Annotated in this window: 8 protein-coding genes; 2 read left to right on the top strand and 6 right to left on the bottom strand. The window is 61.1% G+C overall.

Annotation, left to right across the window (positions count from 1 at the left end; all coding sequences use genetic code 11):
- Positions 1 to 103: 103 nt before the first annotated feature.
- From topA to HMPREF3173_RS00025, 5 genes are all read right to left on the bottom strand, one after another.
- Positions 104 to 2,713, bottom strand: a complete 2,610-nt coding sequence (gene topA, locus HMPREF3173_RS00045) for a type I DNA topoisomerase (protein WP_070571021.1) — start codon at positions 2,711 to 2,713, stop codon at positions 104 to 106.
- A gap of 100 nt (positions 2,714 to 2,813) precedes the next feature.
- Positions 2,814 to 3,065, bottom strand: coding sequence for a DUF1653 domain-containing protein (locus HMPREF3173_RS00040; RefSeq protein WP_070571020.1), 252 nt, complete (start codon positions 3,063 to 3,065; stop codon positions 2,814 to 2,816).
- A 77-nt stretch (positions 3,066 to 3,142) separates the two neighbouring features.
- A complete protein-coding gene (gene fadA, locus HMPREF3173_RS00035) occupies positions 3,143 to 4,318 on the bottom strand; it encodes an acetyl-CoA C-acyltransferase FadA (RefSeq protein ID WP_043206692.1) in 1,176 nt (391 codons plus the stop codon).
- A gap of 31 nt (positions 4,319 to 4,349) precedes the next feature.
- Positions 4,350 to 6,497: a fatty acid oxidation complex subunit alpha FadB gene (gene fadB / locus HMPREF3173_RS00030; protein ID WP_070571019.1), complete on the bottom strand. Its 2,148-nt coding sequence runs from the start codon at positions 6,495 to 6,497 to the stop codon at positions 4,350 to 4,352.
- Between the two features lie 404 nt (positions 6,498 to 6,901).
- Entirely contained in the window at positions 6,902 to 7,339 is a 438-nt protein-coding gene (locus HMPREF3173_RS00025; protein WP_070571018.1) for a hypothetical protein, read from the bottom strand.
- 108 nt (positions 7,340 to 7,447) lie between these two features.
- Here HMPREF3173_RS00025 and HMPREF3173_RS00020 point away from each other — a divergent pair, with 108 nt between their 5' ends.
- Positions 7,448 to 7,891 (top strand): universal stress protein, encoded by a 444-nt coding sequence (locus tag HMPREF3173_RS00020; protein WP_043206695.1) that lies wholly within the window; start codon positions 7,448 to 7,450, stop codon positions 7,889 to 7,891.
- A gap of 111 nt (positions 7,892 to 8,002) precedes the next feature.
- Here HMPREF3173_RS00020 and HMPREF3173_RS00015 read toward each other — a convergent pair whose 3' ends face one another.
- Positions 8,003 to 9,937 (bottom strand): ATP-binding cassette domain-containing protein, encoded by a 1,935-nt coding sequence (locus HMPREF3173_RS00015; RefSeq protein ID WP_070571017.1) that lies wholly within the window; start codon positions 9,935 to 9,937, stop codon positions 8,003 to 8,005.
- A 221-nt stretch (positions 9,938 to 10,158) separates the two neighbouring features.
- Here HMPREF3173_RS00015 and HMPREF3173_RS00010 point away from each other — a divergent pair, with 221 nt between their 5' ends.
- On the top strand, positions 10,159 to 12,087 hold the full coding sequence (locus tag HMPREF3173_RS00010) for a transglycosylase SLT domain-containing protein (protein ID WP_070571016.1): 1,929 nt from the start codon (positions 10,159 to 10,161) through the stop codon (positions 12,085 to 12,087).
- Positions 12,088 to 12,204: the final 117 nt, after the last annotated feature.

Genomic DNA, 12,204 nt, shown 5'->3' with positions numbered 1-12,204 from the left:
GCTGCAAGGCGATATCCCAGTGTCAGGGATTGCCCTGCCCCGCCGCAAGCTCAATGTCACAAAGAAAGGGGGCCGATTTGCGGCCCCCTTTCAGCACTTTGGATCAGCGCTTGTCTTCGATTTTCCAGCTGTTGCCGTCAAAGAATGCCTTCCAGCCGGTCGGCTTTCCGTCGACCTCGGACTGCACGTATTGCTCCTTGGTCTTGCGGCTATAGCGAATCACCGCCGGACGCCCGTCGGGATCTTTCTGTGGGGCATCGCACAAGAAGTGATACTTCGGATCGATCTCGTGCTTGTGCGGGATGATCTCCAGCACCAGTGGCGCGCGTGTTTCGCGGTTCTTCGGGAACTGGCTGGCAGCCAGGAACAGCCCCGAGGCGCCGTCGCGCAGCACGTAAGTGTCATCGACCTTCTCGCACTTGAGCTCGGGCATGTCCACCTTGTCCATCTTCGGTGGCGCTGCCTCACCGCTCTTGAGCAGCTTGCGGGTGTTCTTGCATGCGGGATTGGTGCAACCGAAGAACTTGCCGAAACGGCCAGTCTTGAGCTGCATCTCGCTACCGCACTTGTCACATTCCAGGCTAGGCCCTTCGTAGCCTTTGATGCGATAGCTGCCCTGCTCGATCTCGTAACCGGCACAGTCCGGATTGTTGCCACAGATGTGCAGCTTGTGCTTTTCATCCAGCAGGTAAGCATCCATCGCCGTGGAACAGATCGGGCAACGGTGCTTGCCACGCAGGACCAAGGACTCGGACTCACCTTCATCGTCGGCAGCGATTTCATCGCCCGGTACGAGGTTCACGGTGGCCTTGCAGCGCTCCTTGGGTGGCAGACTGTAACCCGAGCATCCCAGGAACACGCCAGTGGAGGCGGTACGGATCATCATGGGTCGACCACATTCCTTGCAGGGAATGTTGGTCAGGGTCGGCTGGTTGGCACGCATACCGTTCTCGGCGGATTCGGCAGCCAGCAGCTTCTTGCTGAAATCGCCATAGAACTCATCCAGAACGTTCTTCCAGTCGCGCTCGCCCTGGGCGACGTCATCGAGGTTCTCTTCCATGCCGGCGGTGAAACCGTAATCCATGAGATTGGAGAAGCTTTCCGACAGACGCTCAGTGACGATGTCGCCCATCTTCTCGGAGTAGAAGCGGCGATTGTGCAATGTCACATAGCCGCGGTCCTGGATGGTAGAGATGATCGCCGCGTAGGTCGATGGTCGACCGATCCCGCGCTTTTCCATTTCCTTGACCAGGCTGGCTTCGGTGTAGCGCGCCGGCGGCTTGGTGAAGTGCTGGCTCGGGTCGAGCTGGATGAGCTTGAGCGACTCGCCCTGGGCCATTTCCGGCAACACGTCATCTTCGCCCGGCTTGCTCTGCTGAGGCAGTACACGGGTATAACCGTCGAACTTGAGGATGCGGCCCTTGGCACGCAATTCAAAGTCACCGGCATTGACCGTGACGCTGGTGGACAGGTATTGCGCAGGAGGCATCTGGCACGCCAGGAACTGGCGCCAGATCAATTCGTACAGGCGCTCGGCGTCACGCTCCATGCCACTGAGCTTGGTCGGATGAGTGTTGACATCAGAGGGGCGTATCGCTTCGTGCGCTTCTTGGGCACCCTCCTTGCTGCCATACACCACTGGCTTTTCCGGCAGGTACTGCTTGCCGAACTCGCGCTCAATGTAGCTGCGCGCCATATCCAGCGCATCGACCGACAGGTTGGTCGAGTCGGTACGCATGTAGGTGATGTAGCCCGCCTCGTAGAGACGCTGGGCCATCATCATGGTTTTCTTCACACCAAAGCCCAGGCGGTTGCTCGCGGCCTGTTGCAGCGTCGAGGTAATGAACGGCGCCGACGGCTTGCTGCTAGTCGGGCGGTCTTCGCGCTTGGCAACGCTGTAGCTGGAAGCCTTGAGTTTCTCAAGCGCCGCCATGGCCTGGGCTTCGTTCAACGGCTTGAAGGCTTCGCCCTTCTCACGTGCCACTTCGAAGCGCACCTTGGCATTCTTGGCGGTCCCCAGGTCAGCATGCACTTCCCAGTATTCTTCAGGATTGAAGGCCCGAATTTCCCGCTCACGTTCCACTACCAGCTTCACGGCCACCGACTGCACCCGACCGGCGGACAAGCCACGGGCGATCTTGGCCCACAGCAACGGCGAGACCATGTAACCGACCACGCGATCGAGGAAGCGCCGGGCCTGCTGGGCGTTGACCCGATCGATGTCCAGCTCGCCTGGCTGGGAGAAGGCTTCCTGAATGGCCTTCTTGGTGATCTCGTTGAACACCACGCGCTTGTAGCGGCTGTCATCACCACCGATAGCCTCGCGCAGGTGCCAGGCGATGGCTTCCCCTTCGCGGTCCAAGTCGGTTGCGAGATAAATGGTGTCGGCATCCTTGGCCAGGCGACGCAGTTCGTCGATGACCTTTTCCTTGCCGGGCAAGATTTCGTACTTGGCTTTCCAGCCGGCTTCCGGGTCGACCCCCATGCGGGCGACCAGCTGGCGGCGCGCCTTCTCCTTCGGCGACAGCGCGGGGGCCTCGGACGCGGTCTTACCGCGCTTGGCCGCCGGCTCCTTGGTGGCGCTGGCCGAACCGCTGGTGGGGAGGTCTCGGATATGGCCGATACTCGACTTCACCACGTACTGGCTGCCCAGGTACTTGTTGATGGTCTTGGCCTTGGCCGGGGATTCCACAATGACCAGCGATTTGCCCATGGATCGGAGTATTCCTGAATCTGAAGATGAAAAACGCGTCAGGTGCCAGACGCGGCACCGCTATATATAGTGGCAACAGGGTGAGGTCAAGCGCTCAGGTTCAGCCTTGCGCTACACCAGGCTGCTCGAATCGCCCCTCTTCGGCCTTGACCAAAGCAAAGCGTGGCACCTGCTCGCCGTCAACCTCGACAGACTCCAGGAACATCGTCAACGGCCTCACCCAAAGCCCGAACTCGCCATACAACGCCTGGTAGAACACGACCCATTCTTCGGTCTCGGAGTGCCGCGCAACGCCGAACACACGGTACTCAGGCCCTTTGTAATGCCGGTACACACCGGGTTGTATCTGCATGTCGCCCACCTCTTGAAACAAATCCTGTAAAAAACAAAAACCGGGGCACAAGGCCCCGGTTGCTGTCATTGACGCGATCAGACGCGTTCGAAGACAGTGGTGATGCCTTGACCCAGGCCGACACACATGGTGGCGACGCCGAGGGTACCGCCTTTTTGCTTCATGACGTTGAGCAGGGTGCCGGAAATCCGCGCTCCCGAGCAACCGAACGGGTGACCCAACGCAATCGCGCCGCCGTGCAGGTTAACCTTCTCATCCATCTTGTCGAGCACTTTCAGGTCCTTGAGCACGGGCAGGGCCTGCGCGGCGAACGCTTCGTTGAGCTCGATGAAGTCGATGTCGGCCATGGTCAGGCCGGCACGCTTGAGGGCTTTCTGGGTCGACGGCACCGGCCCGTAGCCCATGATTGCCGGGTCGACGCCGGCCACCGCCATGGCGCGGATGACCGCCAGAGGCTGGATCCCCAGGTCCATGGCACGCTGGCCGGACATGACGATCATGCACGAAGCGCCGTCAGTGATTTGCGACGAAGTACCAGCGGTGACGGTACCCCCTTTCGGGTTGAACGCCGGCTTGAGCGACGCCAGGCCTTCAAGGGTGGTTTCCGGGCGAATGGTCTCGTCGTAGTCGAAGACCTTCAGGAAACCGTTCTCGTCATATCCCTGCATCGGGATGATCTCGTCCTTGAAGTTGCCTTCGACCGTCGCCTGGTGGGCCAACTGGTGCGAACGCAGGCCGAACAGGTCCTGCTGCTCGCGGGTGATGCCATGCATCTTGCCGAGCATCTCCGCAGTCAGGCCCATCATGCCCGACGCCTTGGCGGCATGCAGGGACAGGTGCGGGTTGGGATCCACGCCATGCATCATGCTGACGTGCCCCATGTGCTCGACACCACCGACGACAAACACATCACCGTTGCCAGTCATGATCGCCTGGGCGGCGGTGTGCAGCGCGCTCATCGACGAGCCGCACAGGCGGCTCACGGTCTGGGCCGCAGAAGTGTGCGGGATCTGGGTCATCAGCGACGCCATGCGGGCGATGTTCCAGCCCTGCTCCAGGGTCTGGTTGACGCAGCCCCAGATCACGTCCTCGACTTCTTTCGGATCGACCTTGTCATTGCGCTCCAGCAGCTTGCTGATCAGGTGCGCGGACATATCCTCGGCACGGGTGTTACGGTGCATGCCACCTTTGGAACGACCCATCGGCGTGCGACCGAAGTCGACAATCACCACGTCTCTTGGATTCAGGCTCATATCAATACTCTCGCTCTAACTCGTTGGGCGCTCAGTTGAAGAAGCGCTGACCGTTCTTGGCCATTTCGCGCAGCTTCGCGGTCGGGTGGTACAGCGGCCCCAGATCGGCATACTGGTCGGCCAGGGCGACGAACTCAGCAACCCCGATCGAATCGATGTAACGCAGCGCGCCACCACGGAAGGGAGGGAAGCCAATGCCGTACACCAGGCCCATGTCGGCTTCGGCGGCAGTCTCGACGATGCCATCTTCCAGGCAGCGGACGGTTTCCAGGCACAGTGGGATCATCATCCAGTTGATGATGTCCTCGTCGGTCACTTCACGCTGCTCGAAGACGATCGGCTTGAGCACATCCAGCACCGAGGCATCGGCGACCTTCTTCGGCTTGCCGCGTTTGTCGGTTTCGTAGGCGTAGAACCCCTTGCCGTTCTTCTGGCCCAGGCGATTGGCCTCGTACAGGGCATCGACGGCGGAGCGGCGATCGTCTTTCATGCGGTCCGGGAAGCCCTCGGCCATGACGTCGCGACCGTGGTGGCCGGTGTCGATACCGACGACGTCCATCAGGTAAGCCGGGCCCATCGGCCAGCCGAACTTTTCCATCACCTTGTCGATGCGCACGAAGTCAACACCGGCACTGACCAGCTTGGCGAAACCGCCGAAGTACGGGAACAGCACACGGTTGACCAAGAAGCCCGGGCAGTCGTTGACCACGATCGGGTTCTTGCCCATCTTCTTGGCGTAGGCGACGGTGGTAGCAACTGCTACCTCACTGGACTTCTCGCCACGGATGACTTCTACCAGCGGCATCATGTGCACCGGGTTGAAGAAGTGCATGCCGACGAAGTTCTCAGGACGTTTGAGGGCCTTGGCCAACAGGTTGATGGAGATGGTCGAGGTGTTGGAGGCCAGAATCGCGTCCTCCTTGACCTGCCCTTCCACTTCCGCCAGCACTGCCTGCTTGACCTTCGGGTTCTCGACCACCGCTTCGACGACGATATCGACGTTGCCGAAATCACCATAGGACAGGGTAGGACGAATGGCATTGAGCGCCTCGGCCATCTTCGCCGGGGTCAGGCGCCCCTTCTCGACACGCTTGCCGAGCAGCTTGGAGGCCTCGTTCAGGCCCAGCTGGATGGCCTCCTCGCGGATGTCCTTCATCAGGATCGGCGTGCCCTTGACGGCGGACTGGTAGGCGATGCCGCCACCCATGATGCCGGCGCCGAGCACGGCAGCCTGCTTCACGTCACGGGCGATCTCGTCATGGGCCTTGGCCTTGCGCTTGAGCTCCTGATCGTTCAGGAACAGGCCGATCAGGCTTTCGGCGACCGAAGTGCGGGCCAGCTTGGCGAAACCTGCGGCCTCGACCTCCAACGCTTTGTCACGACCGAAATTGGCGGCTTTCTGAATAGTCTTGATGGCTTCGACCGGTGCTGGGTAGTTCGGGCCGGCTTGACCTGCGACGAAGCCCTTGGCGGTCTCGAAGGCCATCATCTGTTCGATGGCATTGAGCTTCAGCTTTTCAAGCTTTGGCTGGCGCTTGGCCTTGTAATCCAGCTCACCGCTGATGGCACGCTTGATCAGGTCCAGAGCAGCGGACTGCAGCAGTTCAGGGGCAACCACGGCGTCGACGGCGCCGACCTTGAGCGCGTCCTCGGCACGGTTTTCCTTGCCGGAGGCGATCCACTCGATCGCGTTGTCCGAACCGATCAGGCGCGGCAGGCGCACGGTGCCACCGAAGCCTGGGTAGATGCCCAGCTTGACTTCGGGCAGACCGATCTTGGCGCTCGAGGACATGACGCGGTAATCGGCCGCCAGGCACATTTCCAGGCCGCCACCCAAGGCGATGCCGTTGATGGCAGCGACGGTCGGCACGGCGAGGTCTTCAAAGCCGTTGAAGATGCGATTGGCTTCCAGGTTGCCGGCGACCAGCTCGGCCTCGGGCAGCTTGAAGTTGTCGACGAACTCGGTGATGTCGGCGCCGACGATGAACACGTCCTTGCCGCTGCTGACGATCACGCCCTTGATGGCGGCGTCGGCCTTGATGGCGTCCACGGCCTGGCGTAGCTCTTCCAGGGTCAGGCGGTTGAACTTGTTGACGGACTCACCCTTGAGGTCGAACTTCAGTTCGACGATGCCGCTTTCAAGAGCCTTAACCGTGATGGCTTTACCTTCGTAAATCATCAACTGATCTCCACGATATGGAAGCTGAACTGTACACGCCGATCGCTGGTGCGAAAGCCGATCAAGCCTTCTTTCCAGGCACACCCGTCAGCGCGATAGTCGGGATTCTGTAAGAGCGATCTGACATACAAACGCTCAATTCATACGCCCGTTTGATTTGGGTATGCACACATTCACCGAAAAGATCGGCGTTGTCAAATGCTCGAAAGCACCCTTAAAACGCGACTTTCCGGTCATTTTGCACCGCACAGGTACCAAACATGATGACGGTGATTGCGGCACATTCATCGGGAAGATAGACACCCCATACACCCAGAAATGCACTGGTAAATGAGGAAAATGGGGCACACGGCAGAGGCGTTACGCTATCGGGGCCGCGAAAAGCGGCCCAGGGAGGGTAGAGATCAAGCGAGGGTTTCGAGCACGCGGGCAATATCCTGCAAAACAGTCTTGTCGCCCCGCTCGCTCCAGTACAGGGCCAGCATGCGGCTGTCGGCTTCGACCTTGTAGACCGTTGCCGGCAGACGCGCAAAGGCCTCACTCAGACGCGGGTCTTCGCAGGGCTCGCGCCACTGGTTCCACCACACTCCCGGCGTGACCTGCCAATAGCTCCAAGTATCGTTGCTGCCCTTGCGCCGGGCTCGATGGTATTGCGGACAGGGGCTGGGAGGCTCTTTTTCCAGCCAATGAGGCCACTGCTGAGGCGCCAATTGCATGGCCAATCCCATGCGCCGGCCCTCCAGGCGCAGATTCATCTGCTCGCTCTGTTTTCGCGAAGGGCGCAACCAAGCCATGGGGCTCAGAATCAGCGCAAGGATTGACACCACCAGCCATACCGTCATATCTGTAGATTCCATAAAGCGTTGCAAATGAGCTGGTTAGCCAGGTTTCTCGGCACTCGGCCCGAAAGCGACCATACTTCTACTATCGCAAATGTCAGGAGTACCACCATGTCCTACGAACATCTTCTGGTTGCTGTCGACCTGACCGAAGAATGCGACCCGGTGATCAAGCGCGCCATGAAGCTCGCCGAACCTACTGGAGCCAAGGTCTCGCTGGTGCACATCGTCGAACCCATGGCCATGGCCTTCGGTGGCGACGTGCCGATGGACTTGTCGCAATTGCAGCAGCAACAGTTCGATCAGGCCAAGGAGCGCATGGATCGCCTGTTCAACAAGTACCCGACCATCAACCGTGGCGATTCGCACCTGACCTACGGCCAGCCACGCCAGGAAATCCATCAACTGGCCAAGGACCAGAACTGCGACCTGATTGTGGTTGGCAGCCATGGCCGCCACGGTCTTGCCTTGCTGCTTGGCTCCACCGCAAACGATGTGTTGCATGGCGCGCCTTGCGACGTGCTGGCCGTACGCCTGCAGAAAAAAGAAGGCTAAACGCCCCCTGGACCCACCAACAGCCACTCGCAGGTTTCACCAGCTTCTGATCGTTTGGGCTGGCGAAGCCTGCGGCGGGGCGCCAAGCGCCCCTGATGGCCTGAGACAGCCTTACCCTTCCAGTTCAGCCCAGCGCTCGACCAGCGTATCCAGCTCGCTTTGCATCTGCTCAAGTCTGGCCAGCACCGCCGAGGTCTCACCGATCGGTCGCTGATAGAAGCCCGGGGCATTGACCTCTTCCTGCACCGCAGCCATGCGCTGCTCCAATTCATCGATGAGCCCTGGCAGCGCCTCCAGCTCACGCTGCAGCTTGTAGCTCAGCTTCTTCTTAGCCGGATCCGACGCAGCAGCCGCAACGTTTGCAGCCGGTGCCGCCTGCTCCGCAGGCTTTTCCACTACGGCGCTGCCCAGCTCGGCTTTGCCGCCCTTGCTCTCGGCCACGCCGAGCAGCTTCGGCGAGCCACCTTGACGGATCCAGTCCTCATAGCCACCGACATACTCACGCACCCGGCCTTCGCCTTCAAACACCAGGGTACTGGTCACCACGTTGTCGAGAAATGCCCGGTCATGGCTGACCATCAGCACGGTGCCCTTGAAGTTGGAGAGCACTTCCTCGAGCAGCTCGAGGGTCTCCACATCCAAGTCGTTGGTCGGCTCGTCCAGCACCAGCAGGTTGGCCGGCTTGCTGAACAGTTTGGCCAGCAACAGCCGCGCCCGCTCGCCCCCGGACAACGCCTTGACCGGCGTACGGGCACGCTGTGGGCTGAACAGGAAGTCGCCCAGGTAGCTGAGCACGTGCCGGCTCTGGCCGTCGATCTCGATAAAGTCCCGCCCTTGCGCGAGGTTGTCGATAACCGTCTTCTCCAGGTCCAGTTGATGGCGCAACTGGTCAAAGTAGGCGACCTCAAGCTTGGTGCCGCGCTCGACTTTGCCCGAAGTGGGCTCCAAGTCGCCCAGCATCAGCTTGAGCAAGGTCGTCTTGCCAGTACCGTTGGCGCCCAGCAGGCCAATGCGGTCCTCGCGCTGCAGGACCATGGAGAAGTTCTTGACCAGCATGGGACCATCGGCGTGCGCGAAGCTGACATTTTCAAGCGTCATGACCTGCTTGCCGGACTTGTCCGCAACCTCGATCTGGATGTTCGCCTTACCCTGGCGCTCGCGACGCTCGCCGCGCTCCACACGCAAGGCCTTCAGGGCGCGCACGCGGCCCTCGTTACGGGTACGCCGGGCCTTGATGCCCTGGCGAATCCAAACCTCCTCCTGAGCCAGGCGCTTGTCGAACAGCGCATTGGCGGTTTCCTCGGCGGCCAGCATGGCCTCCTTGTGCACCAGGAAGCTGGCGTAATCGCCGTTCCAGTCGATCAGACCGCCACGATCCAGTTCCAGGATGCGGGTGGCCAGGTTTTGCAGGAAGGAACGGTCGTGAGTGATGAACAGCACGGCCCCGTTGAACCCGCTGAGGGCCTCCTCGAGCCAGGCGATGGCACCGATGTCCAGATGGTTGGTCGGCTCGTCGAGCAGCAGCAGGTCTGGTTCGGACACCAGCGCCTGGGCTAGCAGCACACGCCGACGCCAACCACCGGACAGCTCGGCGAGGGTCTTGTCAGCGGGCAGCTGCAGACGGCTCAGGGTGCTTTCCACCACTTGCTGCAATCGCCATCCATCGCGGGCTTCGAGCTCATGCTGGACGTGCATCAGTTTCTCGAGGTCGGCGTCGCCCTGAATGTTCTGGCTCAAGTGGTGATACTCGGCCAGCAGCGCGCCGACGCCGTCCAGGCCTTCGGCCACCACATCGAACACTGTGCGCTCGTCGGCAACCGGCAATTCCTGCGGCAATTCGCCGATCTTCAGGCCCGGAGCACGCCAGATTTCGCCGTCGTCAGGCTTCTGCTCGCCCTTGACCAGGCGCAGCATGCTCGACTTGCCAGTGCCGTTGCGGCCGATGATGCACACCCGCTCGCCACGCGCGATCTGCCAGGACACCTTGTCCAGCAGCGGCATGGCGCCGAACGCAAGGGACACATCGCTGAATTTGAGCAGGGTCATAATCTTCTCCAAAAACCGGGCGCGCATTCTACCTGACTTGCCCCTTGCGGGCATTAGCCAGACCGCACCCCGCAGACGTTGCGACATCCGGTCGAAGATAATGATTGGATACAAGCACAGTGCTTTCACCCGCTGCCGGCAAACGGCTAAGCTAAGGCAATAGATCCCAACAGTGCTGGCTTCGCCGTCACTTTTCCTTGGTTCACTTGCCCGGACGTCTCATGCGCAGCCGCCTGTTCCAACTCGTTTCCTGCCTGCTGCTCACCGCCACCACCGCGAGCGCGGCACAGGCCATCGATATCACTCAGCAGCGTCAATATTACGATGAGGCCAAGCGCGCCCTGGCCAAGGGCGACAAGGGGCCTTACCTGCGCTACGCCAATGCGCTTCGCGATTATCCGCTGACACCTTACCTGGCCTATGACGAGCTTACCGCCCGCCTCAAGAGCGCCAGCAACGAAGAAATCGAAGGTTTCCTCGCCCGGCATGGCGACCTGCCCCAGGCCAACTGGATGAAACTGCGCTGGCTACGCTGGCTGGCCGAACGCGGCGAATGGAACACCTTCGTCAAATACTACGACCCCAAGCTCAACTTTACAGAGCTGGATTGCCTGAACGGCCAGTACCAGCTCACCCACGGCCTGCGCGCCGAAGGCTTTGCCAGCGCCGAAAAACTGTGGAACGTCGGCAAGTCGCAACCTGCCGCCTGCGACACCCTGTTCGGCCTGTGGGCGGCCGAAGGCCAGCTGACCGAGGCCAAACGCTGGCAACGGGCCAAACTCGCGGCCCAGGCGCGCAACTACAGCCTGGCCAATAACCTGGTCAAGACCCTGACCACCCTCGCCCCCCAGGGCCGACTGCTGATCGATGTGGCGCAAAAGCCGGAGCTGCTCAACCAGCCGTCGCGTTTCATGCCCGTCAACGAAGCCATGTCCGATGTGGTCAGCCTGGGCCTGCGTCGCCTGGCGCGTCAGGACCCTGAGCGGGCCATGTCACTGCTCGACGACTACGCCCAGCGCATGCACTTCTCGCGCGACGAGAAGGTCGCCATCGCCCGCGAAATCGGCCTGACCCTGGCACGCCGTTACGACCCACGCGCCCTGGACCTGATGACTCGCTACGACCCCGAGCTGCGTGACAATACCGTCAGCGAGTGGCGCCTGCGCCTGCTGTTGCGCCTGGGTCGCTGGGAAGACGCCTACGAGTTGACCAAGCGTTTGCCTCAGGACCTGGCCAGCAGCAACCGGTGGCGCTATTGGCAGGCCCGCAGCCTGGAGCTGGCGCAGCCGAACAACCCGCAGATCCCACTGTTGTACAAGACAGTGGCCCGCGAGCGTGATTTCTATGGATTCCTGGCCGCCGATCGGGCACAGACGCCCTACCAGCTCAACAACAAGCCGTTGATGCTGAGCCAGCAGGTCATCAACAAGGTGCGCAACACCCCCGGGGTGCGTCGTGCCCTGGAGTTCCATGCGCGTGGCCAGATCGTCGAGGGTCGTCGTGAGTGGTACCACGTTAGCCGCCACTTCAACCGCGACGAGATGGTCGCCCAGGCCCGCCTAGCCTACGACCTGCGCTGGTACTTCCCAGCGATCCGTACGATCAGTCAGGCCCAGTACTGGGATGATCTGGACATCCGCTTCCCCATGGCTCACCGCGACACGCTGGTGCGCGAAGCCAAGGTGCGCGGATTGCATTCGAGCTGGGTATTCGCCATCACCCGCCAGGAAAGCGCCTTCATGGAAGACGCCCGCTCCAGTGTGGGAGCCAGTGGTCTGATGCAGCTGATGCCGGCCACGGCCAAGGAGACAGCGCGCAAATTCAACATTCCGCTGGCCTCGCCTTCGCAGGTACTCAATCCGGACAAGAACATCCAGCTTGGTGCGGCTTACCTGAGCCAGGTGCATGGGCAGTTCAATGGCAATCGGGTCTTGGCCTCGGCGGCGTACAACGCAGGTCCCGGGCGGGTACGGCAGTGGCTCAAAGGGGCCAAGCACCTGAGCTTCGATGTATGGGTGGAGTCGATCCCATTCGACGAAACACGCCAGTATGTGCAGAACGTGTTGTCTTATTCGGTGATCTACGGGCAGAAGCTGAACTCGCCGCAGCCGTTGGTGGACTGGCATGAGCGGTATTTCGACGATATGTGAGGGCTTGGGCTTGGGCTTGGGCTTGGGCTTGGGCTTGCAGATAGTGTGAATATCCTTTTTGGGTGGGGGCGCCACTGGCGCTTTCCGCCCTCACGGCGGGTCACTTTGGTCTTGGCC

The organism is Pseudomonas sp. HMSC08G10 (genome assembly GCF_001808425.1).
GTDB lineage: Bacteria > Pseudomonadota > Gammaproteobacteria > Pseudomonadales > Pseudomonadaceae > Aquipseudomonas > Aquipseudomonas guariconensis.
The sequence above is the reverse complement of the archived record's forward strand: the minus strand, read 5'-3'. Positions and strand labels throughout refer to the sequence as shown.

Coding starts and splice junctions, on each gene's coding strand:
- topA (WP_070571021.1), bottom strand. CDS start 2,713: ATGGGCAAATCGCTGGTCATTGTGGAATCCCCGGCCAAGGCCAAGACC.
- HMPREF3173_RS00040 (WP_070571020.1), bottom strand. CDS start 3,065: ATGCAGATACAACCCGGTGTGTACCGGCATTACAAAGGGCCTGAGTAC.
- fadA (WP_043206692.1), bottom strand. CDS start 4,318: ATGAGCCTGAATCCAAGAGACGTGGTGATTGTCGACTTCGGTCGCACG.
- fadB (WP_070571019.1), bottom strand. CDS start 6,497: ATGATTTACGAAGGTAAAGCCATCACGGTTAAGGCTCTTGAAAGCGGC.
- HMPREF3173_RS00025 (WP_070571018.1), bottom strand. CDS start 7,339: ATGACGGTATGGCTGGTGGTGTCAATCCTTGCGCTGATTCTGAGCCCC.
- HMPREF3173_RS00020 (WP_043206695.1), top strand. CDS start 7,448: ATGTCCTACGAACATCTTCTGGTTGCTGTCGACCTGACCGAAGAATGC.
- HMPREF3173_RS00015 (WP_070571017.1), bottom strand. CDS start 9,937: ATGACCCTGCTCAAATTCAGCGATGTGTCCCTTGCGTTCGGCGCCATG.
- HMPREF3173_RS00010 (WP_070571016.1), top strand. CDS start 10,159: ATGCGCAGCCGCCTGTTCCAACTCGTTTCCTGCCTGCTGCTCACCGCC.